The organism is Marmoricola endophyticus, from assembly GCF_014644415.1.
Classification (GTDB): Bacteria; Actinomycetota; Actinomycetes; order Propionibacteriales; family Nocardioidaceae; genus Marmoricola; species Marmoricola endophyticus.
On the sequence record NZ_BMKQ01000001.1, the window covers coordinates 1,338,359 to 1,363,912 of the forward strand.

At 70.7% G+C, this 25,554-nt stretch carries 23 protein-coding genes; 9 read left to right on the top strand and 14 right to left on the bottom strand.

Annotated features, from left to right (window positions below; all coding sequences use genetic code 11):
- The first annotated feature begins 109 nt into the window (after positions 1-109).
- On the top strand, positions 110-1,591 hold the full coding sequence (locus tag IEX42_RS06535) for a flavin-containing monooxygenase (RefSeq protein WP_188779058.1): 1,482 nt from the start codon (positions 110-112) through the stop codon (positions 1,589-1,591).
- 88 nt (positions 1,592-1,679) lie between these two features.
- Here IEX42_RS06535 and IEX42_RS06540 read toward each other — a convergent pair whose 3' ends face one another.
- Complete coding sequence (locus tag IEX42_RS06540) at positions 1,680-2,258, bottom strand: GNAT family N-acetyltransferase (protein WP_188779059.1); 579 nt, start codon at positions 2,256-2,258, stop codon at positions 1,680-1,682.
- A gap of 97 nt (positions 2,259-2,355) precedes the next feature.
- On the opposite strand from IEX42_RS06540, the gene IEX42_RS06545 reads away from it, so the two are divergent.
- Genes IEX42_RS06545 through IEX42_RS06555 form a run of 3 tightly spaced genes read left to right on the top strand, consistent with a single transcriptional unit; the run spans position 2,356 to position 5,870 of the window.
- Entirely contained in the window at positions 2,356-3,072 is a 717-nt protein-coding gene (locus IEX42_RS06545) for a succinate dehydrogenase cytochrome b subunit (RefSeq protein WP_229660660.1), read from the top strand.
- 13 nt (positions 3,073-3,085) lie between these two features.
- Complete coding sequence (locus tag IEX42_RS06550; protein WP_229660661.1) at positions 3,086-5,113, top strand: fumarate reductase/succinate dehydrogenase flavoprotein subunit; 2,028 nt, start codon at positions 3,086-3,088, stop codon at positions 5,111-5,113.
- Between the two features lie 13 nt (positions 5,114-5,126).
- The gene (locus tag IEX42_RS06555) at positions 5,127-5,870 is read left to right on the top strand and encodes a succinate dehydrogenase/fumarate reductase iron-sulfur subunit (protein WP_188779060.1); all 744 of its coding nucleotides are present in this window, start codon (positions 5,127-5,129) and stop codon (positions 5,868-5,870) included.
- A 21-nt stretch (positions 5,871-5,891) separates the two neighbouring features.
- On the opposite strand, the gene IEX42_RS06560 is transcribed toward IEX42_RS06555, so the two are convergent.
- Positions 5,892-6,410 carry a 2'-5' RNA ligase family protein gene (locus tag IEX42_RS06560; RefSeq protein WP_188779061.1) on the bottom strand — a complete coding sequence of 173 codons (519 nt, stop codon included), beginning with the start codon at positions 6,408-6,410 and terminating at the stop codon, positions 5,892-5,894.
- Positions 6,411-6,463: 53 nt separating this feature from the next.
- On the opposite strand from IEX42_RS06560, the gene trpS reads away from it, so the two are divergent.
- Entirely contained in the window at positions 6,464-7,567 is a 1,104-nt protein-coding gene (gene trpS, locus IEX42_RS06565) for a tryptophan--tRNA ligase (protein ID WP_373286184.1), read from the top strand.
- A 90-nt stretch (positions 7,568-7,657) separates the two neighbouring features.
- On the opposite strand, the gene IEX42_RS06570 is transcribed toward trpS, so the two are convergent.
- A complete protein-coding gene (locus tag IEX42_RS06570) occupies positions 7,658-8,884 on the bottom strand; it encodes an MFS transporter (RefSeq protein WP_229660663.1) in 1,227 nt (408 codons plus the stop codon).
- Positions 8,885-8,968: 84 nt separating this feature from the next.
- Here IEX42_RS06570 and IEX42_RS06575 point away from each other — a divergent pair, with 84 nt between their 5' ends.
- The gene (locus IEX42_RS06575) at positions 8,969-10,096 is read left to right on the top strand and encodes a GNAT family N-acetyltransferase (RefSeq protein WP_188779062.1); all 1,128 of its coding nucleotides are present in this window, start codon (positions 8,969-8,971) and stop codon (positions 10,094-10,096) included.
- A gap of 85 nt (positions 10,097-10,181) precedes the next feature.
- Here the strand turns inward: IEX42_RS06575 and IEX42_RS06580 are convergent, their stop codons facing one another.
- Both IEX42_RS06580 and IEX42_RS06585 read right to left on the bottom strand, forming a co-directional pair.
- Positions 10,182-12,413, bottom strand: coding sequence for an NADP-dependent isocitrate dehydrogenase (locus IEX42_RS06580; protein ID WP_188779063.1), 2,232 nt, complete (start codon positions 12,411-12,413; stop codon positions 10,182-10,184).
- A gap of 52 nt (positions 12,414-12,465) precedes the next feature.
- A complete protein-coding gene (locus tag IEX42_RS06585; RefSeq protein ID WP_188779064.1) occupies positions 12,466-13,122 on the bottom strand; it encodes a DUF1707 SHOCT-like domain-containing protein in 657 nt (218 codons plus the stop codon).
- A gap of 107 nt (positions 13,123-13,229) precedes the next feature.
- Between IEX42_RS06585 and IEX42_RS06590 the strand changes: the two genes are divergently transcribed.
- Positions 13,230-14,219 (top strand): malate dehydrogenase, encoded by a 990-nt coding sequence (locus IEX42_RS06590; protein ID WP_188779065.1) that lies wholly within the window; start codon positions 13,230-13,232, stop codon positions 14,217-14,219.
- A gap of 82 nt (positions 14,220-14,301) precedes the next feature.
- The gene (locus IEX42_RS06595; protein WP_229660664.1) at positions 14,302-14,799 is read left to right on the top strand and encodes a DUF427 domain-containing protein; all 498 of its coding nucleotides are present in this window, start codon (positions 14,302-14,304) and stop codon (positions 14,797-14,799) included.
- 219 nt (positions 14,800-15,018) lie between these two features.
- Here the strand turns inward: IEX42_RS06595 and IEX42_RS06600 are convergent, their stop codons facing one another.
- Positions 15,019-17,118 (bottom strand): ethylmalonyl-CoA mutase, encoded by a 2,100-nt coding sequence (locus IEX42_RS06600; RefSeq protein WP_188779067.1) that lies wholly within the window; start codon positions 17,116-17,118, stop codon positions 15,019-15,021.
- A 196-nt stretch (positions 17,119-17,314) separates the two neighbouring features.
- Between IEX42_RS06600 and IEX42_RS06605 the strand changes: the two genes are divergently transcribed.
- The gene (locus tag IEX42_RS06605; protein WP_188779068.1) at positions 17,315-17,905 is read left to right on the top strand and encodes a cob(I)yrinic acid a,c-diamide adenosyltransferase; all 591 of its coding nucleotides are present in this window, start codon (positions 17,315-17,317) and stop codon (positions 17,903-17,905) included.
- Here IEX42_RS06605 and IEX42_RS06610 read toward each other — a convergent pair.
- The 8 genes from IEX42_RS06610 to IEX42_RS06645 all read right to left on the bottom strand — a co-directional run bounded on the left by IEX42_RS06610 (position 17,902) and on the right by IEX42_RS06645 (position 25,529).
- On the bottom strand, positions 17,902-19,086 hold the full coding sequence (locus IEX42_RS06610) for an MFS transporter (protein ID WP_188779069.1): 1,185 nt from the start codon (positions 19,084-19,086) through the stop codon (positions 17,902-17,904). The two genes, IEX42_RS06605 and IEX42_RS06610, sit on opposite strands and share 4 nt — an antisense overlap.
- Positions 19,083-19,529, bottom strand: a complete 447-nt coding sequence (locus IEX42_RS06615; protein WP_188779070.1) for a DUF2550 domain-containing protein — start codon at positions 19,527-19,529, stop codon at positions 19,083-19,085. Before IEX42_RS06615 ends, IEX42_RS06610 begins: the two co-directional genes overlap by 4 nt.
- 69 nt (positions 19,530-19,598) lie before the next feature.
- Positions 19,599-19,988 carry a F0F1 ATP synthase subunit epsilon gene (locus tag IEX42_RS06620; protein ID WP_188779071.1) on the bottom strand — a complete coding sequence of 130 codons (390 nt, stop codon included), beginning with the start codon at positions 19,986-19,988 and terminating at the stop codon, positions 19,599-19,601.
- A 34-nt stretch (positions 19,989-20,022) separates the two neighbouring features.
- Positions 20,023-21,477, bottom strand: a complete 1,455-nt coding sequence (gene atpD, locus IEX42_RS06625; protein ID WP_188779072.1) for a F0F1 ATP synthase subunit beta — start codon at positions 21,475-21,477, stop codon at positions 20,023-20,025.
- 10 nt (positions 21,478-21,487) lie between these two features.
- Complete coding sequence (locus tag IEX42_RS06630) at positions 21,488-22,408, bottom strand: F0F1 ATP synthase subunit gamma (RefSeq protein ID WP_188779073.1); 921 nt, start codon at positions 22,406-22,408, stop codon at positions 21,488-21,490.
- Positions 22,409-22,411: 3 nt separating this feature from the next.
- Complete coding sequence (atpA, locus tag IEX42_RS06635; protein ID WP_188779074.1) at positions 22,412-24,061, bottom strand: F0F1 ATP synthase subunit alpha; 1,650 nt, start codon at positions 24,059-24,061, stop codon at positions 22,412-22,414.
- Between the two features lie 77 nt (positions 24,062-24,138).
- Positions 24,139-24,960 carry a F0F1 ATP synthase subunit delta gene (locus tag IEX42_RS06640; RefSeq protein WP_229660665.1) on the bottom strand — a complete coding sequence of 274 codons (822 nt, stop codon included), beginning with the start codon at positions 24,958-24,960 and terminating at the stop codon, positions 24,139-24,141.
- A gap of 5 nt (positions 24,961-24,965) precedes the next feature.
- Entirely contained in the window at positions 24,966-25,529 is a 564-nt protein-coding gene (locus tag IEX42_RS06645; RefSeq protein ID WP_188779076.1) for a F0F1 ATP synthase subunit B, read from the bottom strand.
- Between the last annotated feature and the right edge of the window lie 25 nt (positions 25,530-25,554).

Here is a 25,554-nt window from a genome sequence, read left to right on the forward strand (position 1 = left end):
AGCGGGCTACCAGCCGGTTGTGACCGTTGCCACTTCTCCCGGGGAACAGGGGGCGACGGGGGCCCACCGCAACCGGTCACCGCTGGAACCGATCACCTAGGTTGAGGGCGTGTCGGAGACCAGCGCACAGGTACGGGTCATCGTGGTCGGCGCCGGCTTCGGCGGGATCGCCGCGGCCATCGAGCTCACCGAGCACGGCTACGACGACGTCACCGTGCTCGAGTCCGCCGCGGAGCTCGGCGGGACCTGGTACCACAACGTCTACCCGGGTGCGGCCTGCGACGTGCCGAGCCACTTCTACTCGTTCTCCTTCGACCAGCGCGCGAGCTGGTCGCGCTTCTGCTCACCGCAGGAGGAGATCCTCGACTACCTGCGCGAGGTCGCCCGCGCGCACGGCGTCGACCGCCGGGTGGTCACCGGCCAGCGCGTGACCTCCTGCGCGTGGGACGAGGGCACCGGCACCTGGACGGTGGTAGCCGAGGCACCCGACGGCACGACGACCACGCGGACAGCCGACGCGCTGCTGATCGCCACGGGTCAGCTGGACAAGCCGTCGTACCCACGCATCGAGGGACTCGAGGACTTCACCGGCCCTGTCCTGCACTCCGCGCGCTGGGACACCGACCTGGACCTGACCGGCCGCCGCGTGGCGGTGATCGGCACCGGCGCCACCGCGGCCCAGCTGGTGCCCGAGCTGGCCGAGGCCGCGGCGCACACGACGGTGTTCCAGCGCAGCGGCAACTGGTTCCTCCCGCGACGCAGCAAGGAGTACTCCGCCCCGGTCAAGGCACTCCTCGCGCACGTCCCCGGGCTGAACCGCGTCTTCCGGGCCCTCCTCGCGGCGTACCTGGAGTTCCTCACGGCCGCGATCCGGCACCCGCGCACCCTGGGCCGCGTGCTCGCAGCGTGGTCCACGCTGTTCATGCGGGGCCAGCTCCGCGACCCGGAGGTACGACGTACGGCCTGGCCTGACTACACCTTCGGCTGCCGCCGCGTGCTGTTCTCCTCCTCCTACCTGCCCGCGCTGCAGCGTCCCGACGTGACCCTGGTCGGCGACGCTGTCACCGCGATGACCGAGCGCGGTCCGCGCACCGCGGACGGCCGGGTGCACGAGGTCGACGTGGTGGCGCTCGCGACCGGCTTCCGCACGACCGACTTCATGTTCCCGATGGAGGTCACCGGCTCCGGCGGCCGGCGGCTGCGCGAGGACTGGGCGGACGGGCCTCGCGCCCACCTCGGCATGACGGTGCCGGGCTACCCGAACCTGTTCCTGCTCTACGGCCCGAACACGAACACCTCCGGCGGCTCGATCGTGTTCTTCCTCGAGCACCAGGCGCGCTACGTCCGTCAGGCGCTCGACCTCGGCCGCGAGCGGAAGGCCGCCCTCGACGTGCGCCCCGAGGTCGCGAGCTCCTCCGACGTCACGCTGCAGGGTCGGTTCGTCGGCACCGCCTGGGTCGCGTGCGACTCCTGGTACCGCGACGAGTCGGGCCGGATCGTGGCCAACTGGCCCGGCTACATGCGCGAGTACGCCGACGCCACCCGTGAGGTCGAGCCTGCCGACTTCCGCTACCTGCCGGTGCCGGGCTGAGGCGGCGACCCCGGAGAGGTCTCACGGCTGTCGACACGTGCGAAGAGGCTTCGACAAGCTCAACCACCGGTTGCTGAGCCGGTCGAGCTCAACCTCCGGTGACCAGTCCGTGGAGGCAGACGTCGTGGCGTCGTACGCCGCCGGGCGCCGCCGGGTCGCGCAGGGGCAGGTAGGAGCGGCGTACGCCCTCGCGCTCGAGGCCGGCGCGCTCCGCCACGCGGCAGGACGCAGGGTTCTCGGTGCTGTGGTCCAGCTGGACGCGCACCATGCCGGGGCCGTCGGGTCCGGTCAGCCAGTCCACGAGCAGCCCGATGGCTGCGGCGGCCACACCGCGGCCGCGCTCGGCCGGGTGGACCAGGTAGCCCAGGTCCGCGGTCGCGAACGGCGGCGGTACGTCCTGGCGCCAGGAGACCGTCCCCAGGAACCGGTCGTCGTGGGCGTCCGCGACCACGAGCGGCCCGGGGCGTCCCTCGGCCAGGGCGGCGTTGAGGTCCCCGAACCGCGCGAGGACCGCCGCCGTGTCTGCGGGCGGCTCGACGAACGCCGGCAGCCCGAGCGACAGCTGCACCGGGTCCCGGGCCGCCTCCAGCCACCGCTCGGCGTCGGAGTCGCGGGCCTCGCGCAGGGCGAGGAAGGGACTGCTCGGGAGCATCGGACCATCCGTCACGCCCGGCACCTTAGGGTGCCCTGACCTGCGCGTCTTCCGAATATGTCACACCCACCGGTGGTGAGAACGCCCTCGCTCCGGGAGTACGTTGTCCGCCGTGGCCACTCCGACCAAGTCCGCGCCGGCGCTGGTGAGGAATCCCCAGTCGACCCGGTCGACCATCGCCCTCAAGCTCCTGATGGCGAGCAGCGGCATCATCTTCGTCCTGTTCGTGCTCGTGCACATGTACGGCAACCTCAAGGCCTTCGGCGGGCACGACGCGTTCAACGAGTACGCCGAGCACCTGCGCACCTTCGGTGAGCCGATGCTGCCGTACGCCGGGCTGCTCTGGGTGATCCGCGTCGTGCTGATCGTCTCGCTGGTCACCCACGTGGTGACCGCGGTGGCCCTGTGGCGGCGCTCGAGCCACGCCCGCCCGGTCAAGTACGTCGCCAAGAAGAACGGCCACAGCGCGCTGTCCAGCCGCACGATGCGCTGGGGCGGCCTCACGCTGCTGGTCTTCATCGTCTGGCACCTGCTGAACTTCACGATCGGCAAGGTCAACCCGTCCGGCGGCGCGACGGGCGACCCGTACAACCTCCTCGTCGACACCTTCGACCTGTGGTGGATGACGATCATCTACCTCGTCGCGATGGCCGCGCTGGCCATGCACCTGCACCACGGCACCTGGTCGGCCGCACAGACCCTCGGCCTCACCGGCACCGCTCGTGCCCGCGCCCGCGCCAAGGCGCTGGGCTGGGTCCTGGCCGTCGTCATCGCGGGCGGCTTCTCGCTGGTCCCGATCTTCACCGTCGTCGGCGTCATCACCAAGTAAGGAAGCGATCGCCTTGTCCGGATCCGACCTCATCGGCACCGAGCCCCAGAACGCCCCCAGCAGCCAGACCTCCGACGACGCCCACGGGTACTACACCCACGGCGAGAACGTCGTCGACGAGCGCGAGCCCAAGGGTCCGATCAAGGACCGCTGGACCAACCACAAGATGGACAACCGGCTGGTCAACCCGGCCAACCGCCGCAAGCTCGACGTGATCATCGTCGGCACCGGCCTCGCCGGGGGCTCGGCCGCGGCGACGCTGGGCGAGGCCGGCTACAACGTCAAGTCGTTCTGCTATCAGGACACTCCTCGCCGGGCGCACTCGATCGCCGCCCAGGGCGGGATCAACGCGGCCAAGAACTACAAGGAGGACGGCGACTCGACGTACCGCCTCTTCTACGACACGGTCAAGGGCGGCGACTACCGCAGCCGCGAGTCCAACGTCTACCGGCTGGCCGAGGTCTCGGCCAACATCATCGACCAGTGCGTCGCGCAGGGCGTCCCGTTCGCCCGCGACTACGGCGGCCTGCTGGACAACCGGTCGTTCGGTGGCGTGCAGGTCTCGCGGACGTTCTACGCCCGCGGGCAGACCGGCCAGCAGCTGCTGCTCGGCGCGTACCAGGCCCTCGAGCGCCAGGTGAACGCCGGCACGGTCACGACCTACACCCGCCACGAGATGCTCGAGCTGGTCATGGTCGACGGCCGGGCCCGCGGGATCATCGCCCGCGACATGGTCACCGGCGAGATCGAGACCCACCTCGCCGACGTGGTCGTGCTGGCCTCCGGCGGGTACGGCAACGTCTTCTTCCTGTCCACCAACGCGATGGGCTGCAACGTCACCGCCACCTGGCGCGCGCACCGCAAGGGCGCCTACATGGCCAACCCCTGCTACACGCAGATCCACCCGACCTGCATCCCCGTCTCCGGTGACCACCAGTCGAAGCTGACGCTGATGAGCGAGTCGCTGCGCAACGACGGCCGGATCTGGGTGCCGAAGAACAAGGAGGACTGCGACAAGGACCCGCGGGAGATCCCCGAGGAGGACCGCGACTACTACCTGGAGCGGATCTACCCCTCGTTCGGCAACCTGGTCCCCCGTGACATCGCCTCGCGTCAGGCGAAGTACATGTGCGACGAGGGCCGCGGCGTCGGTCCGATGGTCGGCGACTTCCGGCGCGGGGTCTACCTCGACTTCTCCGAGATCATCGAGCGGATCGGGCAGAAGGCGGTCGCCGAGAAGTACGGCAACCTCTTCGACATGTACGAGCGGATCACGGGCGACAACCCGTACGAGGTCCCGATGCGGATCTACCCCGCCGTGCACTACGTCATGGGCGGGCTCTGGGTCGACTACGACCTGCAGTCCAACCTCCAGGGGCTGTTCGTGACCGGTGAGGCGAACTTCTCCGACCACGGCGCCAACCGGCTCGGCGCCTCGGCACTGATGCAGGGGCTGGCCGACGGCTACTTCGTGCTGCCGAACACGATCCGCGAGTACCTCGCCGACGCGCCCTTCGAGAAGATCGCCGAGGACCACCCGGCGGTGGTCGAGGCCCGCGAGTCGGTCGAGAAGCGGATCGAGACGCTGCTCTCGATCAACGGCGAGCGGTCCGCGGACAGCTACCACAAGGAGCTCGGCCACATCATGTGGGAGTTCTGCGGGATGGAGCGCTCCGAGGACGGCCTGCGCAAGGCGATCGACATGATCCGCGAGCTGAAGGCCGACTTCTGGTCCAACCTCAAGGTGCTCGGCACCGCCGACGGGCTCAACCAGTCGCTGGAGAAGGCCGGCCGCGTGGCCGACTTCCTCGAGCTCGGCGAGCTGATGTGCATCGACGCGCTGAACCGGCGCGAGTCCTGCGGCGGGCACTTCCGTGCCGAGTCGCAGACCGAGGAGGGCGAGGCGCTGCGCCACGACGACGAGTTCTCCTACGTCGCGGCGTGGGAGTTCGGCGGCGAGAACGAGGGCGCGCAGCCGGTGCTGCACAAGGAAGACCTGATCTACACCGCTATCGAGATGAAGCAGCGGTCCTACAAGTGACGAAGGGCGAGAAGTGAACCTCACGCTGAAGATCTGGCGTCAGCCCGACCCCGACGCCGAGGGCGCGGTCCACACCTACGAGGTCTCCGAGATCTCCGAGGACATGAGCTTCCTCGAGATGCTCGACGTCCTCAACGAGGACCTCAACGCCAAGGGCGAGGAGCCGATCGCGTTCGACTCCGACTGCCGCGAGGGCATCTGCGGCATGTGCAGCCTGATGATCAACGGCTCGGCACACGGGCCGGACGTCACGACGACGTGCCAGCTGCACATGCGGTCCTTCTCCGACGGGGAGACCATCACCATCGAGCCGTGGCGCTCGGAGGCGTTCCCCGTGGTCAAGGACCTGGTCGTCGACCGGTCGTCCTTCGACCGCGTCATCCAGCAGGGTGGCTACATCTCCGCGAACACCGGCTCGGCCCCCGAGGCCAACTCGGTGCCGGTCGGCCACGACAAGGCCACGCGTGCCTTCAACATGGCCACCTGCATCGGGTGCGGGGCGTGCGTCGCCTCGTGCCCCAACGGCTCGGCCTCGCTGTTCGTCGGCGCCAAGGTGACCCAGCTCGGTCTCCTCCCCCAGGGCCAGCCCGAGCGGGACAGCCGGGTGGTCAACATGGTCGCCCAGGCCGACGAGGAGGGCTTCGGCGGTTGCACCAACATCGGTGAGTGCGCCGCTGCCTGCCCCAAGGAGATCCCGCTGGACGTGATCTCCCAGCTCAACAAAGACCTGCGCACGGCGATCCGGCACGGCTACTGACGCACACGCTGGGTCCGCTTCTCAGGACCCCCCGAGCAGGAACTCCTGCCGGGGGGTCCAGCCGTTCTCGTCGTAGGTGTAGAGCCAGAACGACCCGACGGCGAACGCCGCCTCGAAGTCCGCGAGCTCGTCGAAGGCGCGGCGCAGCGCGGCCTCGTCCTCCTGGTGGGCCACCGTCACGTGCGGGTGGTACGGGAACTCCAGGTCGGTGGCCAGGGGCCCACGTCGTACGTCGGCGGCGAGCAGCTCGCACTCGGAGATCCCGGCGACGAGGTTGACGAACACCACCGGGGTGACGGGCCGGAACGTGCCGGTCCCCCGCAGTCGTACGTCGAAGCCGCGGTGGCGCCCGGCGGCCGCGTCGAGGTGGTCGCAGACCTCCTCGAGGTCGTCCCCGTGACCCGGGACCGTCAACGGCGGCACGAGCGTGACGTGGGTCGGGATCCCGGTCGCCTCGTCCTCGCCGAGGGAGACCCGGAAGTCCTGCAGCGCGCGCCCGGCGGGGTCGGGCACGGGGACGGAGACGCCGATCAGGGTCACACGCGTCACTGTAGTGCGCAGGCGCCGCCGGCCGGTGCCGACGTACGACCTGGGTGCGGCGCTGCGTAGCATCGCTCCTCGTGACCGACCAGCCTGAGACCTCCGGCACCAGCGCCACGTTCCGCGCCGCCGAGCAGCGCAGCGCAGCCGTCGAGGAGCGGCTGGCCGCGCACCCCGAGCAGTTCCGCATGCTCACCGGGGACCGGCCGACCGGGGCCCTCCACCTCGGGCACTACTTCGGCTCGCTGGCCAACCGGGTGCGTCTGCAGGACTCGGGCGCCGACTGCTGGGTGATCGTCGCGGACTACCAGGTGATCACCGACCGCGAGACCGGTGGCGACATCCGGGGCAGCGTGCGCGAGCTGCTCACCGACTACCTCGCCGCCGGGATCGACGAGCGCTCCACGGTCTTCACCCACTCCGCGGTGCCGGCGCTGAACCAGCTGCTGCTGCCCTTCCTGAGCCTGGTCTCGGTGGCAGAGCTGCAGCGCAACCCCACGGTCAAGGAGGAGGCGGCCAGCGCGGGTATCTCCTCGATCAGCGGGCTGATGCTCACCTACCCCGTCCACCAGGCCGCGGACATCCTGTTCTGCAAGGGCAACGTCGTCCCGGTCGGCAAGGACCAGCTGCCGCACATCGAGCAGACGCGCGTCGTCGCGCGCCGCTTCAACGAGCGGTACGGCGTCACCTTCCCCGAGCCCGACGCGCTCCTCTCCCCCGGCGGCAGCGTCCTCGGCCTGGACGGCACCAAGATGAGCAAGTCGCGCAGCAACGCCGTCGAGCTGCGGATGAGCGCCGACGAGACGGCGAAGGTGCTCAAGAAGGCGAGGACCGACTCCGACCGGCACATCACCTTCGACCCGGCGACCCGCCCCGAGGTCTCCAACCTCGTCCAGCTCGCCGCGTGGTGCGAGGGCAGCGACCCCGTGACCGTGGCCGAGGAGATCGGCGACGGTGGCGGGGGCGCGCTCAAGACGCGCGTCACCGACGCGGTGAACACCTACTTCGCACCGCTGCGGGCCCGTCGCACCGAGATCGCCGCGGACCCGTCGTACGTCGACGAGGTGATGCGGCGCGGCAACGACCGGGCCAACCAGGTCGCCGACGCCACCCTCGCCGAGGTCCGCGACCGGATGGGGATGTCCTACTCCCGTTGACCCTCGGTGGTCGAGCCCGAGGCGAGCGCAGCGAGCGAGGACGTCGAGACCCCCGCACCGACGCAGGGCGGCGACCACTGCCGCTGGCGATCAGACCCCGCTGAGATCGCGCTCGCGCCGTGTGGTGCGTACGTGCAGGTTGCCGGAGATGCCGAGCGCGACCAGGCCGAGCACCGACAGGCCGGCACCGACGAGCGCGGGCGCGTTGTAGCCGAGCCCGGCGGCGATCACCAGACCGCCCAGCCAGGCACCGAGGGCATTGGCCAGGTTGAGCGCCGCGTGGTTCAGCGCGGCGCCGACCGTCTGCGCCTCACCGGCCACGCTCATCAGCCTCAGCTGCAGGTTGACCGCGACGACCGAGGTGGCCACGGCGATGAGGTAGAGCACCACGATCGCCGGCCAGCCGGTCCGTGCGGTGGCGAAGAAGATCAGCATCAGCGCGAGCGTGCCGACGATCGCGAGCACCAGGGACCGGAAGACCGACCAGTCGGCACCGATGCCGCCCACCCACGTGCCCGTGGTCATGCCGAGGCCGAAGACCAGCAGGAAGACCGGGACGGCGGAGTCGCTGAGGCCGCCGACCTGGGTGACGATCGGGGCGATGTAGGAGTAGACCGCGAACATCCCACCGAAGCCGACCGCGCCGGTGACCACCGTCAGCCACACCTGCGGCCGGCGGAACGCCTGCAGCTCGCGACGGCTGGAGGCGTCCGGGTCCGCCGCGACGTGCGGGACGAAGCGCCACACGAGCACGAGCGTGAGCGCGGCGATCACCGAGACCGCCCAGTACGCCGAGCGCCAGCCGAGGTTCTGACCCAGCCAGGTCGCCGCGGGGACACCCACGATGTTGGCGATGGCCAGCCCCAGCATCACCTGGGACACGGCCCTGCCCTTGCGCTCGGCAGGGACGAGCGATGCGGCGACCAGCGAGGCGACGCCGAAGTACGCGCCGTGCGGCAGGCCGGCGAAGAACCGGGCGAACATCAGCATCCCGTAGTGCGCGCTGAGCGCGCTGAGACCGTTGCCGACCAGCAGCCAGCCGGCCAGCACCAGCAGCAGGCCCTTGCGGGGCAGCTTGGCGCCGAACAGCGCCAGCAGCGGTGCGCCGACGACCACGCCGACGGCGTACGCCGAGATCAGGTGGCCGGCCTTCGGGATGCTCGCCTCGACGCCGTCCGCTATCTGCGGCAGGAGGCCCATCGTCACGAACTCGGTCGTCCCGATGGCGAAGCCGCCGACCGACAGCGCGAGGATCGCGAGCACGACGTGACGACCGCCCGCGCGGGTGGTGTCGGTCTGCTCGATCGTGGCGCTCACACCAGCCCGCAACGAGGCCCTGCCGTGTCTATTCCCGCACCAATGCGTTTGCGACGCGCGTCACCGGCGATGTTGGCTCGTCCCATGACGTCCACCCGGCCCCGGCCGCCGTACCTCCTCGACGACTCCCCCGACGGCCCGGTGGTCGCGCTGCGGCTGCACACCGTCGACGACGCCGACCGCGTGGTCGAGCAGTGCCGGGACCCGCAGTCCGTCGCGCAGACCGCGGTGCCGGCGCCCTACTCGCGGGAGGACGCGATCACCTTCTGCACCCAGGTGATCCCCGGCGGCTGGGAGGACGGCACGGAGTGGGGCTTCGCGGTCGACGTGGACGGTCGCTTCGGCGGGACGGTCACGCTGCGACCCGAGCGATCCGGCCGCGCCGAGGTCGCGTACGGCGCACACCCCGACGTCCGCGGCACCGGCGTCATGGAGCGCGCGCTGCGGCTGCTCCTGGAGTGGGGGTTCGACGAGCAGGGCCTCGAGACGGTGGTCTGGTACGCCAACCGCGGGAACTTCCCGTCTCGCCGCCTCGCCTGGAAGGTCGGCGTCCGGGTCGAGGGCACGCTGCGGCGGTACCTGCGCCAGCGCGAGGAGACGTACGACGCCTGGGTCGGCACGCTGCTCGCAGGCGATCCGCGCGAGCCGGCGACGCCGTGGCTCGAGGTGCCTCGTGTCGAGTCGCCGCGGCTGCCGATCCGCCTGCGCGCGTTCCGCGAGTCCGACGTGCCGCGGATCGTCGAGGCCTGCACGGACCTCGACACCAGTGGCTGGCTCAGCGGTGTCGTCGCCGACTACGACGAGGCGGCGGCGTACGACGACATCCTGCGCGCACGCGAGGGCGCCGCCGCGGGGACCAGCCTGCCGATGGCGGTGGCCGCGACCGACGACGACCGGCTGCTGGCACGGGTGAGCATCTTCGACCTGAGCACCGTCCGCCGCTGTGGCGAGCTCGGATACTGGGTGCACCCCGCCGAGCGGGGCACTGGTGTCGCGACCGAGGCCGTGCGCCTTCTCCTGCGGCACGCTCTCGTCCCCGAGGAGGACGGTGGCCTCGGCCTGGAGCGGGTGACTGCCCACGCGGCGGTCGCCAACACGGCCTCGCGACGCGTGCTGGAGAAGGCCGGCATGCGGGAGCTCTGCGTCGAGTCCCGTGCCACCCGCACGCGCGACGGACTGGCCGACGCAGCGCTCTACGAGCTCACCGTCTGACCCCGCGAGACGGCGCGAACACGCGACGCCTCGCCCCACTGACCCCGCGAGACGGCGCGAACACGCGACGCCTCGCGGGACCCGGTCACGCGTGGATGTCGGCCAGCGCCTGGTTGAGCGTCGTCGACGGGCGCATGACCTTGTCGGCCTTCTCGCCCGAGGGGTAGTAGTAGCCGCCGATGTCGACGGACTCGCCCTGGACCGCGTTGAGCTCCTCGACGATCGTCTCCTCGTTCGAGGTCAGCGTCTCGGCCAGCTGGGAGAACGCCTGGGCGAGCTCGGCGTCCTCGGTCTGCTTCGCGAGCTCCTGGGCCCAGTACATCGCGAGGTAGAAGTGCGAGCCCCGGTTGTCGATGCCGCCGAGCTTGCGGGTCGGGGACTTGTCGTTCTCCAGGAACGTCCCGGTCGCCCGGTCGAGGGTGTCGGCGAGGATCTGGGCCCGTGCGTTGTCGGTCGACTGCGCGAGGTGCTCGAAGCTGGCGGCCAGTGCGAAGAACTCGCCGAGGCTGTCCCAGCGCAGGTAGTCCTCCTCGATCAGCTGCTGCACGTGCTTCGGCGCCGACCCGCCGGCACCGGTCTCGAACAGGCCGCCGCCGTTCATCAGCGGCACGATCGAGAGCATCTTCGCCGAGGTGCCGACCTCGAGGATCGGGAACAGGTCGGTGTTGTAGTCGCGCAGCACGTTGCCGGTCACCGAGATGGTGTCCTCGCCCTTGCGGATCCGCTCGAGGGAGTACGCCGTGGCCTCCGCCGGCGCCATGATCGCGATGGTCAGGCCGTCGAGGTCGTGCTCGGGGAGGTACTCCTCGACCTTGTTGATGAGGTTGCCGTCGTGGGCGCGGTCCTCGTCGAGCCAGAACACGGCGGGGGTGTCGGAGGCGCGAGCGCGGTCCACGGCGAGCTTCACCCAGTCGCGGATCGGCTCGTCCTTGGTCTGGCAGGCGCGCCAGACGTCGCCCTCCGAGACGGTGTGCTCGATCAGCACGGTGCCGTCGGAGGCCCGCACCTGCATCGCGCCGTCGGCCGGGGCCTCGAAGGTCTTGTCGTGGGAGCCGTACTCCTCGGCCGCCTTGGCCATCAGCCCGACGTTGGGCACCGACCCCATGGTCGAGGGGTCGAAGGCGCCGTTCGCGCGGCAGTCGTCGATGACGGTCTGGTAGACGCCGGCGTACGACGAGTCCGGGATCACCGCGAGCGCGTCGGCCTCGTTGCCGTCGGGGCCCCACATGTGGCCGGAGGTACGGATCATCGCCGGCATCGAGGCGTCGATGATCACGTCGGACGGGACGTGCAGGTTGGTGATGCCCTTGCGGTCGTCGACCATCGCCATCCGCGGGCCCTCGTCGAGCGCCTTCGTCACCGCCGCCTTGACCGCCTCGCCGTCGGGCATGGTCTCGGCCGCGGTGAGCAGCGCCGCGAGACCGTCGTTGGCCGAGACACCGGCCTCGGCGAGCTGGTCGGCGTACTCCTCGAACAGCGAGGGGAAGAACGCCTTCACCGCGTGGCCGAAGATGATCGGGTCGGAGACCTTCATCATGGTGGCCTTCAGGTGCACCGAGAACAGCACGTCCTCGTCCTTCGCGCGAGCGATCTGCTCGGTGAGGAAGCGGCGCAGCGCGGCGACGTCCATGAACGTCGCGTCGACGACCTCGCCCTTGAGGACCTTCACGTCGTCCTTCAGCACCGTCTCGGTGCCGTCTCCGGCGACGTGCACGATCGAGAGGGTGTCGGGCTCGTCGACGACGACCGACTTCTCGTTGCTCCGGAAGTCGTCGTGGCCCATGGTCGCGACGTTCGTCTTGGACTCCGAGCTCCACGCACCCATCCGGTGGGGGTACTTCTTCGCGTAGTTCTTCACTGCCGCCGGCGCGCGCCGGTCGGAGTTGCCCTGGCGCAGGACCGGGTTGACCGCGGAGCCCTTGACCTTGTCGTACGCCGCCCGCGCCGCCTTCTCGTCCTCGGTGGAGGGGGACTCGGGGTAGTCGGGGATGTCGTAGCCCTGGGCCTGCAGCTCCTTGACCGCCGCCTTCAGCTGCGGGATCGAGGCGGAGATGTTGGGCAGCTTGATGATGTTGGCCTCGGGCTGCTCGGCCAGCGCACCCAGCTCGGCCAGCGCGTCGTCGACCCGCTGCTCGTCGGTGAGACGGTCGGGGAACTGCGCGAGGATGCGCCCGGCCAGCGAGATGTCCCGGGTCTCGACGGCGACGCCGGCGGTCGAGGCGTACGCCTCGATGATCGGCAGCAGGGAGTACGTCGCCAGCAGCGGCGCCTCGTCGGTGTGGGTGTAGATGATGGCGTTCGACTTGGCGGAGTTCACGACCGCGAATCTATCGCGCAGCGACGCGGTGCCGACAGGCTGGTCGGGGCGCTCACCGACCCAGCAGCCGCTTGCGCGGGCCCCGTCGCTTGACCTCCACCGAGCCCATCAGCGCGATCCCGCGCAGCCGGATCCGCGGTGAGGCGGAGTCGATCTCCGGGGCGACCCGCGCCCGTCCCTCCTGGTAGGAGCCCATGATCCCGACGCCGTCGAGCCGCACGTCGGTGGTCTCGTCCACGATCACCTCGACGCTGCCCATGATCGCGCTGGCGTCGATCTGCACCTCGCCGGCCGGGAACCGCGCCTCGCGCAGGTCGAGCACGACCGAGCCCATCATCGAGAAGGCGTGGTGGTGCTCGCCGATGTCCCACTCGCCGACGCGCTTGCACTCGCCCATGATCCCCACGGAGGTGTCGTACGACGAACGCGCGCCGGCGGGCGTACGACGGCTCGGCGCGCGGTCCGGCCGGGGCGCCGTGAGGTGCTCCGGGAGCTGCTCCGTGGGTCGTACGCCCGGCAGGTCGAGCGTGATCGGGACCAGGTCGGCGTACGTCTTGGCGGCGTACGCCAGCTCCAGCCGCTCCTCGAGCTCGTCGATGTCCAGCCGCCCCTCGCCGGCGGCCTCCCGCAGCGCCTCGGCGACGCGGTGGCGGTCGGCGTCGGAGACGCGCAGGCTCCCGGGATCCACGGGGTCGACGGGCTCGGCCATCACCGCAGTCTAGGGGCGCCCGGAGTCGGCCGGACCCCGCTGCTAGCGTCGACGGCGATCCGCCGCGGATCCCGTACGCGGCACCCACCGTTTCGAGGAGACCATCCGTGAGCGCTACTCCCGTCAAGGTCGCCGTCACCGGCGCCGCCGGCCAGATCGGCTACAGCCTGCTCTTCCGCATCGCCGCCGGCGACCTGCTCGGCAAGGACACCCCGGTCCAGCTGCACCTGCTCGAGATCGAGCCGGCGCTGAAGACCCTCGAGGGCGTCGTCATGGAGCTCGACGACTGCGCGTTCCCGCTGCTGTCGGGCATCGTGACCGGCGCGGACGCGACCAAGGTCTTCGACGGCGTCAACCTCGCGCTGCTGGTCGGCGCGCGCCCGCGGGGCCCGGGCATGGAGCGCGGTGACCTGCTGGAGGCCAACGGCGCGATCTTCACCGCCCAGGGCAAGGCGCTCAACGAGGTCGCCGCGGACGACGTACGCATCGGCGTCACCGGCAACCCCGCCAACACCAACGCGCTGATCGCGATGACCAACGCCCCGGACATCCCGGACGAGCGGTTCTCCGCCCTGACCCGGCTGGACCACAACCGCGCCCTCTCGCAGCTCTCGGCCAAGACCGGCTCGCCGGTCACCGACATCACGAAGATGACGATCTGGGGCAACCACTCCGCCACGCAGTACCCCGACGTCTTCCACGCCGAGGTCGGCGGACGCAACGCCGCCGAGGTCGTCGGGGACCAGGCCTGGATCGAGGACGACTTCATCCCGACCGTCGCCAAGCGCGGTGCCGCGATCATCGACGCCCGCGGCTCCTCCTCCGCCGCGTCGGCCGCCTCGGCGACCGTCGACGCCGCCCGCGACTGGCTGACCGGCTCCCCCGAGGGCGACTGGGTCTCGATGGCCGTCAAGTCCGACGGGTCGTACGACGTCCCCGAGGGCCTGATCTCGTCCTTCCCGGTCACCACGAAGGACGGCAGCTGGGAGATCGTCCAGGGCCTCGAGATCGACGACTTCTCCCGCGGCAAGATCGACGCCTCGGTCAAGGAGCTCGCCGACGAGCGCGACACCGTCTCCGGCCTCGGCCTGATCTGAGGGCCTGCGCCACGAGGACCTCGTGACGCCGCTCGGCGTCACGAGGTCCTCGTCGTTTGTGCCGACGATGTCTGATGGTGTCGTGAGCAGACGAGAGGTCGTACGGCCCGGTCCCGGCCAGGAGTCGGTGTGGGACTACCCGCGTCCGCCTGCCGTGGATCTCTCCGACGAGACCGTCGAGGTCGTGCTGGGCGGCGAGACGGTGGCTCGTACGACGGCCTCGGTGCGGGTGCTGGAGACCAGCCACCCGCCGACGTACTACGTGCCCGTGCACGACTTCGTCGCCGGCGCCCTCGTGCCGGTGGCGGGCTCGTCGTACTGCGAGTGGAAGGGCGCCGCGGCGTACTTCGACCTCGTCGGCGGTGGGGTACGCGCCGAGCGTGCGGCGTGGACCTATCCCGATCCGACGTCGGGCTTCGAGGCGCTGCGCGAGCACGTCGCGGTGATGCCGTCGACCGTGGACCGCTGCCTGGTCGACGGCGAGGAGGTCGTGCCCCAGGCCGGCGGCTTCTACGGCGGGTGGATCACCTCGCGCGTGGTCGGCCCGTTCAAGGGCGAGCCCGGCACCTGGGGCTGGTGACCGCACCGCCGACCCGGCGCTCGTGGGCGTCGGCTGTGGTGGCGCGTCCGGGCCGGGTGCGGGGATCTTGACAAACTCGACCAGGCGGTCGCCGTGCCGGTCTCGACGAGCTCGATGACAGGTGGTCGAGCAGCGAGCGCCAGCGAGCGCGTCGAGACCCCGCGACCGAAGGTCGACCGGGGACCCCGCGCGGTCGGTCCAGCCCCCCCTTCGACAGGCTCAGGACAGGCCGTTGGCCTTGCGGATCTGGGTGACGATGCCGTCGGTGGACTCGGTGAGGCTGAAGTCCTTGGGCGTGTAGACCGCCGCGACCCCCATCTCCTCGAGCTTGCGGGCGTCCGAGCCGGGGATGATGCCGCCGACGATGACGGGGATGTCGTCGACGCCGGCCTCCTTGAGCCGGTCCAGCACGTCGGGCACCAGCTCCATGTGCGAGCCGGACAGGATCGACAGACCGATCGCGTGCACGTCCTCGGCGACGGCGGCGGACACGATCTGGTCCGGGGTCAGGCGGATGCCCTGGTAGATCACCTCGAAGCCGGCGTCCCTGGCGCGTACGGCGACCTGCTCGGCCCCGTTGGAGTGGCCGTCGAGCCCGGGCTTGCCGACGAGCAGCCGCAGCCGGACGCCCCCCTCGGCGCTCTCGGAGCCACTGAGCTCGGCCGCGGTCTGCTTGACCCGCTCACGCACCCGCGCCAGCGCGTTGCCGGCCTCGCCGACCTGGTCGGCGACGACGGCGCCCGCGACCCCGGTGGGGGCGCGGAACTCGCCGAACACCTCGCGCAGCGTCCCGGCCCACTCCCCCGTCGTAGCGCCCGCGCGGGCGGCGGCCAGGGTGGCCGGCATCAGGTTGCTCCCGGACTTGGCGTCCTCGGTGAGACGTCGCAGCGCGTCGTCGACCTCGGTCGCGTCGCGCTGCCCCTTCCAGGCCTCGAGGCTGTCCAGCGCCGCCCGCTCGGCGGCGGGGTCGGCGGTCTGGATCGCACCGTCGAGGTCCGCGGTCAACGGCGACTCGGCGGTCGACTCGAAGCTGTTGACCCCGATGATCTTCTCCTCACCGGACTCGATGCGGGCGCGGCGGGCGGCGTGGCTGGAGACGAGGGCCTGCTTCATGTAGCCGGACTCGACGGCCGCGACAGCCCCGCCCATCGCCTGGACACGGTCGATCTCGGCGGTCGCGTCGGCGCAGAGCTGGTCGACCTTGGCGGCGATCACCGTCGACCCCTCGAAGATGTCGTCGTACTCGAGCAGGTCGGACTCGAAGGCGAGCACCTGCTGCAGCCGCAGCGACCACTGCTGGTCCCAGGGCCGTGGCAGGCCGAGCGCCTCGTTCCACGCCGGGAGCTGGACGGCACGCGCCCGCGCGTCCTTGGACATGGTCACGCCGAGCATCTCCAGCACGATCCGCTGGACGTTGTTCTCGGGCTGCGCCTCGGTCAGCCCGAGTGAGTTGACCTGGACGCCGTAGCGGAACCGGCGCATCTTGGGGTCCTGGACGCCGTAGCGCTCACGGGTGATCTCGTCCCACAGGCGTACGAACCCCCGCATCTTGCACATCTCCTCGACGAACCGGACGCCCGCGTTGACGAAGAACGAGATCCGGCCGACGGTCTTCTCGAAGTCCTCCTCGGAGACCTGCCCCGAGTCCTTGACCGCGTCGAGCACGGCGATGGCGGTGCACATCGCGTACGCCAGCTCCTGCACCGGCGTCGCGCCTGCCTCCTGCAGGTGGTAGCTGCAGATGTTGATCGGGTTCCACTTCGGGATCTGGTTGACGGTGTACGCGATGGTGTCCGAGATCAGCCGCAGCGAGTGCTCGGGCGGGAAGACGTACGTCCCGCGCGAGAGGTACTCCTTGATGATGTCGTTCTGCGTGGTGCCGGCCAGCTGGGCCGCGACCTCCTCGGGCGCGACGTCGGGGTTCTGCTCCTCGGCGACCACCTGGTAGAGCGCCAGCAGCCACATCGCGGTGGCGTTGATCGTCATCGAGGTGTTCATCTGGGTCAGCGGGATCTCCTCGAAGAGCCGTCGCATCTCCCCCAGGTGCATCACCGGGACGCCGACCTTGCCCACCTCCCCGCGCGCCAGCGGGGAGTCCGGGTCGTAGCCGGTCTGGGTCGGGAGGTCGAAGGCGACCGAGAGCCCGGTCTGCCCACGCTCGAGGTTCGTCCGGTAGAGCTCGTTGGACGCTGCGGCGGTCGAGTGCCCGGCGTACGTCCGCATGACCCACGGCCGGTCCTTCTCGTGCTGGCCGGCCGGGACGCTCTCCTCGACCGAGGCTGCGGGGGCGTCGGCGGGCTGGGCGGGGCTCTGCGTCATGGGAGGCAATGTACGGCGCGGGTTACCGGCGGGTCACCGGGTCGTGAGCGATCTGTCTGCCAGATCGGTCACAGGCCCGTCCCGACCGGGCCCGTCCGGACGGGTGGGTTCTCGCCGCCCGACGCCGCTCGAGCAAGGCGGCGAGCCGTTGCCCATCAGCGCCGCTCTGCTGACGTAGCGCCCTAGGCTGGACCGCATGGTCAACCTGACGCGCATCTACACCCGGACCGGCGACGGCGGGCGCACCCGGCTCGGGGACATGAGCGAGACCTCGAAGAACGACTCGCGGCTGGAGGCGTACGCCTGCGTCGACGAGGCGAACGCGCACGTCGGGATGGCGCTGGCGTCCGGCAAGCTGCCCAAGGGCGTGGGCGCGGTGCTGCTGCACCTGCAGAACGAGATGTTCGACGTGGGCGCCGACCTGTGCACACCCGTCGTACCCGACCCCGAGTACCCGCCGCTGCGGGTCGAGCAGGAGTACGTCGACCGGCTCGAGGCGTGGTGCGACGAGTACAACGAGTCCCTGCCGAAGCTGCGCTCGTTCATCCTCAACGGCGGCACCGCCTCGGCCGCCTCGCTGCACGTCGCGCGCACCGTGGTACGACGTGCGGAGCGGGCCGCCTGGCGCGCCCACGAGGAGCACGCCGACTCGATGAACCCGCTCGCGCTGACCTATCTCAACCGGCTCTCGGACCTGCTGTTCATCCTCGCCCGCCAGGCCAACGTGGGTCACGGCGGCGACGTGCTGTGGCGACCCGGTGGCGACCGCGAGGAGTCGGGGAGCTAGACCCGGACCTCCCGGTCCTCTCGCGCCGACGGCACCACCAGCGCCGCCGGGACCAGCAGCACCGCGACCACCAGCAGCGCTCGCAGCGCGCCGGCCTCGTCGCCGAGGAAGCCGAGCAGCGGCGGACCGGCGAGGAATGCCGTGTAGCCGATCGTGGAGACGACCGAGACCCGGGCCGCGGCCCGCCCCGGGTCGTCGGCGGCGGCGCTCATCCCGACCGGGAACCCGAGCGAGGCGCCCAGGCCCCACAGGGCGATCCCGGGGACGACGAGCCAGGGCGTGCCGCCCAGCACGAGGAGCAGCACTCCGACGCCGGCGCAGACCATCGTCGCCCAGAGCACCGGCACCCGCCCGTGACGGTCCAGCAGCGGCGGGCCGAGGACCCGGCCGACCGTCATCGCGACCACGAACAGGGCGAACCCGAGCACGGCGACGTAGCGCGGCACGTCGTACCCGTCCTCGAGGGCGACCGCGAGCCAGTCGTTCGCCGTGCCCTCGGTCAGCGCGAGCGCGAGCACCATCAGCCCGATCAGCAGCGTGCGCGGCTCGGTCCAGGCGCTGCTCCCGCGAGGGGCGGACTCCTCGACCGCCGGCACCGTGTCGGGCAGGAACCCGCCCACCGTCCCCAGCGAGACGGCGACCGCGAGCACGGCGACGGCGCCCAGGTGCCACTGCAGGGGTACGTCCACCGCCTCCAGCAGCGCGCCGACGCCGGCACCGAGGACCGTCCCACCCGAGAACGCCGCGTGGAACCGCGGCATGATCGTGCGCCCGAGGCGGCGCTCGACCTCGGCGGCCTCGACGTTCATGGCGACGTCCCACAGCCCGATGCCCGCGCCGGCGAGGAACAGGGCCACCCCTGCCACCGGGACCGACGCCCAGGCGCCCACGCCCACCGCGACCAGCAGCAGGCCGGTGCCGTTGACCACCGTGCCGGCACCCACGGTGCCGGCGGGGCCGAGCCGCTGCACCAGGCGCCCCGAGAGGGCCAGAGCGGTCAAGGAGCCCACGGACATGCAGAGCAGGAGCAGGCCCAGCCCGCTGGTGTCCAGCCCGAGCCGCGCGCGCGTGTCGGGGACGCGCGCCGCCCAGTTGGAGAAGACGAATCCGTTGACCGTGAAGGAGACGACGACCGCGGTACGGGCCGCGGCCAGTCCGCGCGGCGTACGCTCCCCGCTCATCTGGCCGAGGGCCACTGGGCACCCGGCGGGCCGGCCTCGAGCCACGCCTGGAGACCGGTCAGCGCCTCGCTCGCCATCGCCATCTGGACCTCGCCGCCGGGGCTGTCGCAGATCACGACGAGGTGACCGTCGTAGAGCGTCAGGCGCTCGTCCCCCTCGGGTGGTCGCGAGGACCGGTACGAGAGGTCGTCGCGGTCCCAGGTCCGCTTGGCGGCGGGCAGCAGCGAGAAGATCCGGAACCACTCCAGCCGGCCTCCGTCGTAGCGCCCCAGCCCGAGCACCCAGCCGCGGCCGGCGTCACCGGCACCGGTGCGTACCGAGAGCTCGAACGTCCCGCCGTGGCGTGAGAGCAGCCGGCGCCGCAGCACCAGGGTGATGCCGTAGAGGAGGACGACGATCAGGACGACCGCGGCCGAGTCCAGGACCCACAACCACGGTGCCACCAAACCCCCCTCGCGACCTCCTGGCCTCCGGGAGGAGGCTGCTCACTGCGCTCGTCAGCCTACGCGACCTCAGCGGCGCTCGACCGCGCGCACCCGGGCCTCCGCCCGACGGAGTGCGGACTGCGCCGCGGTGTCGTCGGGGTCGGCGTCGGAGTACTTGCGCACCGCCTCGCGGGCCTCGTCGACATCGATGTGGTCGGCGAGGTCGACGTGCTCGGCGAGCAGCGAGACCCGGTCGTTGGCCACGGAGATGAAGCCCGCGTCGACGGCCGCCAGGAACGATCCGTCGTCGTTGGTGTCGATCTCGACGACGCCCTCGATCATCACCGAGAGCAGCGGGGCGTGCCCGCGCAGGATGCCGACGTCGCCCTCGGACGTACGGGCGATGATCCGCGTCGCCTCGCCCGACCACACGAGGCGGTCGGCCGCGACGAGCTCCACCTGGAGCAGCTCGGCCATCGTCGTTCCTTTCTGCTGGGAGGAGTGGGAGAGGTCAGGACTTCTGGATCTCGTCCCACTTCTGCTCGACGTCGTCCAGACCGCCGCACATGAAGAAGGCCTGCTCGGCGATGTGGTCGTACTCGCCGTCGGCGATCTTGTTGAACGCCTCGATGGTGTCGGCGACCGGCACGGTCGAGCCCTCGATGCCGGTGAACTGCTTGGCCACGTAGGTGTTCTGCGAGAGGAACCGCTGGATGCGGCGGGCCCGGCTGACGATGATCTTGTCCTCCTCGGACAGCTCGTCCACACCGAGGATCGCGATGATGTCCTGGAGCTCCTTGTTGCGCTGGAGGATCTGCTTGATCCGGATCGCGCAGTCGTAGTGCTCCTGCCCGATGTACTGCGCGTCGAGGATCCGCGAGGTCGAGGTCAGCGGGTCGACGGCCGGGTAGATGCCCTGCGAGGCGATCTCGCGGGACAGCTCGGTGGTCGCGTCGAGGTGCGCGAACGTGGTCGCCGGCGCCGGGTCGGTGTAGTCGTCGGCGGGGACGTAGATCGCCTGCATCGAGGTGATCGAGTGCCCGCGGGTCGAGGTGATCCGCTCCTGGAGCACACCCATCTCGTCGGCGAGGTTCGGCTGGTATCCCACCGCGGAGGGCATCCGGCCCAGCAGGGTGGAGACCTCGGAGCCGGCCTGGGTGAACCGGAAGATGTTGTCGATGAAGAGCAGCACGTCCTGGTTCTGCACGTCGCGGAAGTACTCCGCCATCGTCAGCGCGGACAGCGCGACCCGCAGGCGGGTGCCCGGCGGCTCGTCCATCTGGCCGAAGACCAGCGCGGTCTGGCCGATGACGCCGGCCTCCTCCATCTCGACGATGAGGTCGTTGCCCTCACGGGTCCGCTCACCGACACCGGCGAACACCGACACACCGCCGTGGTCCTTGGCGACGCGGGCGATCATCTCCTGGATCAGCACGGTCTTGCCGACGCCGGCGCCACCGAACAGCCCGATCTTGCCGCCCTGGACGTACGGGGTGAGCAGGTCGATGACCTTGATGCCGGTCTCGAACATCGTGGTCTTCGACTCCAGCTGGTCGAAGGCCGGTGCCTTGCGGTGGATGCCCCACCGCTCCTTGACCTCGAGCTTCTCGTCGCCCTCGAGGTTGAGGCACTCGCCGAGCGCGTTGAACACCTTGCCGAGCGTCTCGTCGCCGACCGGGACGGTGATCGGCTCGCCGGTGTCGGTGACCTGCGCGCCGCGGACCAGGCCGTCGGTGGGCTGCAGGGAGATGGCGCGGGCCATGCCGTCGCCGATGTGCTGGGCGACCTCGAGCGAGAGCGTGCGCGTCTCACCACCGAGGGTCGTCTCGACCTCGAGCTTGTTGTAGATGTCGGGCATCGCGTCGGTCGGGAACTCGACGTCGACGACCGGGCCGATCACCCGGGCGATGCGACCGGTGGTCGCGCCACCGGAGGTGGTGGTGGTCTCTTCGGCAGTTGCAGTCATCGTGCCTCACTCATTCCTTGGCCGCGTTGGCGTCGGCCAGCGCGTTCACGCCACCGACGATCTCGGAGATTTCCTGGGTGATCCCGGCCTGGCGCGCCTGGTTCGCGATCCGGGTGAACTTCTTGATCAGCTCGTCGGCGTTGTCGGTCGCGGCCTTCATGGCCTTCTGCCGGGCCGCGAGCTCGGAGGCCGAGGCCTGCAGCAGCGCGAAGTAGATCCGGCTGTTGACGTAGCGCGGCAGCAGCTCGTCGAGCACCTCGGCGCCCGAGGGCTCGAACTCGTAGAGCGGGAGCACCTCGTCGGACTCCGGCTTCGCCTCGCCCTCGACGACCTCGAGCGGCAGCAGCCGCACCGTGTGCGGCTCCTGGACGAGCATCGACTTGAACTGCGTGTAGACCAGGTGCACCTCGTCGACGCCGTGGTCGTCGTCGTCCTCGGGGTCGCCGAGGAAGGCCGCGACGAGGGTGTCGCCGATCTCCTTGGCGTCGTCGTACGTCGGCTGGTCGGAGAACCCGGTCCACGCCTCGACCACGGGGCGGTCGCGGAAGGTGAAGTACGCCTGCCCCTTGCGCCCGGTGATGTAGGTGCTGATCTCCTTGCCCTCGTCGCGCAGCCGCGCGGCGAGCCGCTCGGACTCCTTGATGACGCTCGAGGAGTAGGCACCGGCGAGCCCGCGGTCGCTGGTGATCACCAGCATCGCGGCCTTCTTCGGGTCCTCCGGCTCGGTGGTCAGCGGGTGGTCGACGGATGCGTACGTCGCCACGGCGGAGACCGACCGGGTCAGCTCACGGGCGTACGGCGCCGCCTGGCGCGCCCGCTGCTGGGCCTTGATGATCCGCGAGGCCGCGATCAGCTCCATCGCACGGGTGATCTTCTTCATCGACTCCGTGGACTTGATCCGCGCGCGGTACTCGCGCAGGGACACCGCCATGGGTCAGCTCCGCTTCTGCTTGACGATCTGCTCCTGGTCGAGCTCGTCGTCGGTGGTGGCCTCGACGTTGTCGTTCTCGTGCTCGGAGGCCTTGATCGACCCGCCGTCGGAGGTCTCGAACTGGTCGGTGAAGCTGTCGTACGCCGAGGCGACCTTCGCGTCGGTGTCGTCGTCGAACTTCTGCGTCTCCCGGATGCCGGTCATCAGGTCCGCCTCGGTGCGCTTGAGGTGGTCGATGAACTCGTGCTCGAAGCGCAGCACGTCGTCGGTCGGCACCGCGTCCAGGCGTCCGGTCGTCCCCAGCCACAGCGAGACGGTCATCTCGTCGAGCGGGTACGGCGAGTACGCGGGCTGCTTGAGCAGCGCCATCAGGCGCTGACCGCGGTCCAGCTGCTGGCGCGAGGCGGCGTCGAGGTCAGAGGCGAACATCGCGAAGGCCTCCATCGCGCGGAACTGCGCGAGGTCGACCTTCAGCGAGCCGGTGACCGCCTTCATCGCCTTGGTCATCGCCGAGCCGCCGACGCGCGACACCGAGATGCCCACGTCGATCGCCGGGCGCTGGTTGGCCGCGAAGAGGTCGGACTGGAGGAAGATCTGCCCGTCGGTGATGGAGATGACGTTGGTCGGGATGAACGCCGAGACGTCGTTGGCCTTCGTCTCGATGATCGGCAGGCCGGTCATCGAGCCCTTGCCCATGTCGTCGGAGAGCTTGGCGCAGCGCTCCAGCAGCCGGGAGTGCAGGTAGAACACGTCGCCGGGGAACGCCTCGCGGCCCGGCGGGCGGCGCAGCAGCAGCGACACGGCGCGGTAGGCGTCGGCCTGCTTGGACAGGTCGTCGAAGACGATCAGCACGTGCTTGCCGTCGTACATCCAGTGCTGGCCGATGGCCGAGCCGGTGTACGGCGCGAGGTACTTGAAGCCGGCGGAGTCCGAGGCGGGGGCGGCGACGATGGTGGTGTACTCCAGCGCGCCGGCCTCTTCGAGGGCACCTCGGACCGAGGCGATCGTCGAGCCCTTCTGGCCGACCGCGACGTAGATGCAGCGGACCTGCTTGTCCGGGTCGCCGGTCTCCCAGTACTGCTTCTGGTTGATGATCGTGTCGATCGCGATGGTCGTCTTGCCGGTCGCGCGGTCGCCGATGATCAGCTGGCGCTGGCCGCGGCCGACCGGGGTCATCGCGTCGATCGCCTTGATGCCGGTGGCGAGCGGCTCGTGGACCGACTTGCGCTGCATGACGCTCGGCGCCTGGAGCTCGAGCGCGCGGCGCTCGGTGCTCTCGATGTCGCCCATGCCGTCGATCGGGTTGCCCAGCGGGTCGACCACGCGGCCCATGAAGCCGTCGCCGACAGGCACGGAGAGGACCTCGCCGGTGCGCTTGACCGGCTGCCCCTCCTCGATGCCGTCGAAGTCGCCGAGGACGACGGCGCCGATCTGGCGGGTCTCCAGGTTCAGTGCGAGGCCTCGGGTGCCGTCCTCGAACTCGAGCAGCTCGTTGGCCATCGTGGAGGGCAGGCCGGAGATCTGGGCGATGCCGTCGCCGGCCTCGGCGACGGTGCCGACCTCCTCCTTGCTGGCGGCCTCCGGCTTGTAGTCGGAGACGAACTTGGCCAGCGCGTCGCGGATCTCATCCGGGCGGATCGAAAGCTCCGTCATGTGCGGTGTCCCTACTCTCTGTGGCCCCTGCGGGCCGTTGGACCTGGTGTGTGGTTCGTGAATGCGTGGGGGGTGCGTCAGCCGGCGAGCCGGCGCCGGGCCTCGTCGAGCCGGCCGGCGACCGAGCCGTCGATGACGTCGTCACCGATCTCCACCCGGATGCCACCGAGCAGACCCGGGTCGACCACGACGTCGAGGTGCACGTCACGGCCGTACTGCTTGGCCAGCGCGGCGCGCAGCCGTTCGGTCTCCGTGTCGTCCAGAGTACGGGCGACGCGCACCTTGGCGACGCTCTCGCCGTAGACGTCCGCCGCGATCTGCTCGTACGCCTCCAGCGCGAGGGAGAACGTGCGGTGCGAGCCGGCGAGCGCCTGCTCGGCCAGGGCGACCGTCGAGTCCAGCGCCTTGCCCTCCAGCAGCCCGCGGACCAGACCACGCCGGTCGGCGAGCGAGCGCTGCGGGTCGGACAGGGCGTCGCGCAGCTCCGGGCTGCGCTGCACCGTCTGGTGCAGCTCGAAGAGCTCGCGCGCGAGCCGCTCCGAGCGGGCGTTGCGGGCGTCCAGAGAGCGCGCCGTGGCGACGACCCCGACCTCCTCGAGGGCGTCGGCGAGGTCACGGGACGCGGTCCACCGCTGCGCGGCCGCCGTGGCGACCAGGGCGACCGCGTCGTCGCCGACCTTGCCGCCGAGGACGCCGGTGACCAGGGCGGACCTGGCGGAGGCGTCCACGGACGGGTCGCTGACGGCGCGGCGCAGGCCGCCCTCGGCGCGCAGCAGACCGGCGACGGCGAACAGGTCCTGGCCGAGCTGCGCCAGGGCGGTGTTCGTCCGGCTGCCGGTGCTCAGCTCTTCGGTCAGGGCGGCCATCGCGTCGGCCGAGGCGCCCCGCAGGGACGTCATGGCCATCATCGACCGTCCGGCTGGACCGCGGCCTGCGCGCTCTCGATCGTCTCCAGGTCGGCGAGGAAGCGGTCGACGACCCGGGTGGACCGCTCGTCGTCGTCGAGACTCTCCCCGACGATCCGGCCGGCCAGCGAGGTGGCGAGCGTGCCCACCTCGGCCCGCAGCGAGGTGACCGCCTGCTGGCGCTCGGCCTCGATCTGGGCCTTGCCGTGGTCGACGATCCGCGCGGACTCGGTCTGGGCCTGCTCGCGCATCTCGGCGACGATCTGGGCACCCTGCTCGCGCGCGTCCTCGCGGATCCGGGCGGCCTCGTGACGAGCGTCGGCGAGCTGCTTCTCCAGCTCGGCCAGCTTCTCGTCGGCCTCCTTCTGCTTGGACTCGGCCGCCTCGAGACCACCCTCGATCGCCTGGGTGCGCTCGGCGAAGGTCTTCTCGAAGTTGGGCACGACGAACTTCTTCACGGCGAAGAAGAGCAGCCCGAAGACCACGAGCGAGAGCACGATCTCGATCGGGTGCGGGATCAGCGGGTTGAGCTTCTCCTCACCCGCAAGGGGAATCACGAACATCTGGTGTCCTTCGATCGGTCCGGAA

Excerpts from the sequence above, each read along its gene's own strand:
- IEX42_RS06575 (WP_188779062.1), top strand. The coding sequence starts at position 8,969 with ATGACGTCCACCCGGCCCCGGCCGCCGTACCTCCTCGACGACTCCCCC.
- IEX42_RS06585 (WP_188779064.1), bottom strand. The coding sequence starts at position 13,122 with ATGGCCGAGCCCGTCGACCCCGTGGATCCCGGGAGCCTGCGCGTCTCC.
- IEX42_RS06600 (WP_188779067.1), bottom strand. The coding sequence starts at position 17,118 with ATGACGCAGAGCCCCGCCCAGCCCGCCGACGCCCCCGCAGCCTCGGTC.
- IEX42_RS06605 (WP_188779068.1), top strand. The coding sequence starts at position 17,315 with ATGGTCAACCTGACGCGCATCTACACCCGGACCGGCGACGGCGGGCGC.
- IEX42_RS06610 (WP_188779069.1), bottom strand. The coding sequence starts at position 19,086 with ATGAGCGGGGAGCGTACGCCGCGCGGACTGGCCGCGGCCCGTACCGCG.
- IEX42_RS06620 (WP_188779071.1), bottom strand. The coding sequence starts at position 19,988 with ATGGCCGAGCTGCTCCAGGTGGAGCTCGTCGCGGCCGACCGCCTCGTG.
- atpD (WP_188779072.1), bottom strand. The coding sequence starts at position 21,477 with ATGACTGCAACTGCCGAAGAGACCACCACCACCTCCGGTGGCGCGACC.
- IEX42_RS06630 (WP_188779073.1), bottom strand. The coding sequence starts at position 22,408 with ATGGCGGTGTCCCTGCGCGAGTACCGCGCGCGGATCAAGTCCACGGAG.
- atpA (WP_188779074.1), bottom strand. The coding sequence starts at position 24,061 with ATGACGGAGCTTTCGATCCGCCCGGATGAGATCCGCGACGCGCTGGCC.
- IEX42_RS06640 (WP_229660665.1), bottom strand. The coding sequence starts at position 24,960 with ATGACGTCCCTGCGGGGCGCCTCGGCCGACGCGATGGCCGCCCTGACC.
- IEX42_RS06645 (WP_188779076.1), bottom strand. The coding sequence starts at position 25,529 with ATGTTCGTGATTCCCCTTGCGGGTGAGGAGAAGCTCAACCCGCTGATC.